General features: G+C 68.4%; 2 protein-coding genes. Both read right to left on the bottom strand.

Annotated features, from left to right (window positions below):
- Positions 1 to 434: 434 nt before the first annotated feature.
- Positions 435 to 983 carry a hypothetical protein gene (locus V7053_RS18625; RefSeq protein ID WP_334173744.1) on the bottom strand — a complete coding sequence of 183 codons (549 nt, stop codon included), beginning with the start codon at positions 981 to 983 and terminating at the stop codon, positions 435 to 437.
- Between the two features lie 1,288 nt (positions 984 to 2,271).
- On the bottom strand, positions 2,272 to 2,619 hold the full coding sequence (locus V7053_RS18620) for a hypothetical protein (RefSeq protein ID WP_334173743.1): 348 nt from the start codon (positions 2,617 to 2,619) through the stop codon (positions 2,272 to 2,274).
- Positions 2,620 to 2,758: the final 139 nt, after the last annotated feature.

Genomic DNA, 2,758 nt, shown 5'->3' with positions numbered 1-2,758 from the left:
GTGATCGATTCGATCAAGGTCAAGTCCTGATCGCTTCCTGGTAGCTCAAGCCCGCCCCGGCCGCTTTGGCCGGGGCGGGCGTGGCCTGCGCTTCTAGTGCCGGCGCAGGGTCACATCCAGACCGGCACCGATTCCTACCGCCTCAACCACACCCGCACCCACAGCTGACAGCCCTTGGTCGTCGAACCGAACCGTCGTCCGAGCCGATCGGGGAGTGGGGAAGGGACATGGCCCCATGATCGCCGCCCCGGTCTAAGGGAATCTCTAAGCTAAGCGGCTTTCCCCCGCACGGGGACCCTGCCCCGAGGTGGTGGGCGCCGGAGGGGGTTCCCAAGGCGCCCGCGGAGGCGCGGAGGAGAGCTTCCCGAGGCGGAGGAATCCGCGTGATGTCGTTCCCTAGTTTTCTCGGGATCGTGGCACATAGGACGGAGGGCTCATGGGAGCACGGTTCGCCGGTGGGCTGCGAGCCGACGGGCCATGAGTCCGAACCAGACGGGCAGCAGGATCAGCGACGGCAGTGCGATCAGGAAGGCCCACGGGAAGAAGAGGCCGAGACAGGAGTAGGCTGCGGTGTCGAGGGCGACGAAGAGGCCGATACCCCGGACCGTGCCGGGGGCCGTCCACGAGGCGGAGGCGATCCAGGCTGCGGCGAGGATATTCACGGCGAGGCGGACCGGTAGGTAGAGGGACTGAGGGGCGCCCACGAGCTGTGCCAGGTCTGTCAGCATGTCGAGGGGCAGCCAGGTGTACGCAGCGGCACGGGACCATCGAGGTGCCGGGAGTGCTGCGACGACCGGGAAGACGACCAGATGCTGGGCCACCGCGAGCACGGCAAGCGGCGCGGCGACCACGGAGCCGGTCGCGAGGGTGGCGCCGCGGATGCTCGGGACGAAGTACGTCACCAGGTGCAGCCCGAACAGGGCCGCCGCGGCCCAGGCCGCCTGCTCGGCTGCAGGGCGACAGGGAACCGATGCAGTTGCCACGATGCAGCCTCCTGGTCGTCCGGGCGTGGCCGCACGGCTACGACCGTCCCCTGCTCAGGACAGCACCGCCCCGACCGCTCGGTCAAGGGGAAGGCGAGCCGGCCTCGGTCGGCCCGCCCCCGTCCTGATCCAGGGGTGTGAGGGCGGTGGCGATCCGGGCGCAGATCCAGGTCCCGCCCACCTTGGGTTGCCGATGTAGATCACCGTGTGGCGTGAGGGGTCCAGCCCGGAGACAAACGTGGAGGACCTCCTCGCCCGGCAGCTGCAGGAACTGGACTCCCAGATCGCCGAGCTGACAGCCCTGCGCTCAACCCATGGCCGGATTCCACCACAGACCCGCCCTCGGCAGCCCCGCCGAATGCGTGCCCTATCAGCTGCCGCCTCCCGGCGAACTGGGTCAATTCGTTGGCCAGAGCCGCTATGAGGAACGCTGCATGATGGGGGCCGGGATGGTCGGGTTTTAAGGTGACCAGGCACTCGGGTGCATCGGCTCCTGTTCCCGGGCTTGAGGCGAAAATGAGCCGCGTCATGACGGTCATTCCGGCCGCGCGTCGCGTGGGTGCGAAGACGCCGTTCGGCTTGATCCCCGGGGTGCTTACCCGGGCGGCGTAGAAACCGAAGGCCTCGAGGGCGGCCGCGGCACGTCCCGATAGTCTCGGGATCGGGAAATTTGGAGCTTTGACGGGACGGAGCGGACGATGGCGCGTCTCGGCTATGCACGATAGCTGAGCATGACACGCGTCAGGGCTAGGACGTGTCACGCGATGCCTGTGATGACACGGCGTTGAATCCTGGCGGGAGGGCGCACTTCGTGTCTCCCGGTAGGTAAAGCCACCGAGAGTTTCGGCGAGGTCCGAGACACCGGTATCGAGCACTCAGAGGCCGATCGCCTGGTCGCCACATGGTGGTGGCCGAGACACGAGGCCGGGCAAGACCAGAAACCGCATAGAGGACAAACAACCCGCCCCTGCGAGACACGCCCAAACCGCAAAGCTAATGCGCGGGTGAGCTCGGCGGAGCAGGACACCGCGCTGCAGCCAACGGTCGCAGAGCCGGCCGCCGCGAAGTCACCCCCGATGACCCGAAGGTCAGACGGGCCCGCGAACTCAGGGCCCAAGGGCTCAAGCCAGCGGACATCGGAAAGGTCATCGGGGCCGGACGGGCCACCGTCTACCGCTACCTGAAGATGGACACCAGCCCGGCTTGAGCCAGCGTCAAGGCCGAGGCCTGGGTGGGCCCTGGGGTCGCTCATCCGAGGCCGCAAAACGCCACGGCGGACCTGGGTGCGTCAGCTGGCGAGCTTGTGCTGCTGGAGGAGCAGGTGGACGCCTTCGCGGACCAACTCGGCCTGTGAGAGGCCGGTGATCTGCTCGAGCTGCTTGAACGCGGCGAAGTCTGTCGCGGAGATCCGCGCCCGGACAACAGGCGACTCGCCCCTGCGGGCATCGCCGACCTTGCGGCGGCCGCGGCGGATCTCGGCCTCGACGGCCTCGATCGACCCGTACTCGCGCACGAGGAATTCGCGGCCGGCAGCCGCGGCGGCAGCGCCCGTCAGCGCCGGGCCGATCGGCGCAGCCGGCGCATTCTCGTGGGCGTAGGCGTCGCTCGCCGCATCGTAGTCACGCTCAGTTGCCATGGGGGTACTCCTCTCGCATCCTCCGGAACCTGGGGCCGAGCTGCATCACGTGGAACACGACGGCCTCACGGCCCGAGCAGTCGACGGCGAGCTGGACGATGACTTCCAGCTCCCTGTCCGTCTGCGCATGCTCGGGGCC

This window comes from Sinomonas sp. (assembly GCF_036848755.1).
GTDB lineage: Bacteria > Actinomycetota > Actinomycetes > Actinomycetales > Micrococcaceae > Sinomonas.
This window is presented reverse-complemented; position numbering and strand designations above follow the sequence as displayed.

What these genes read in the sequence shown, in the direction of transcription:
- V7053_RS18620 (WP_334173743.1), bottom strand. Translation starts at nt 2,619, where the DNA reads ATGGCAACTGAGCGTGACTACGATGCGGCGAGCGACGCCTACGCCCAC.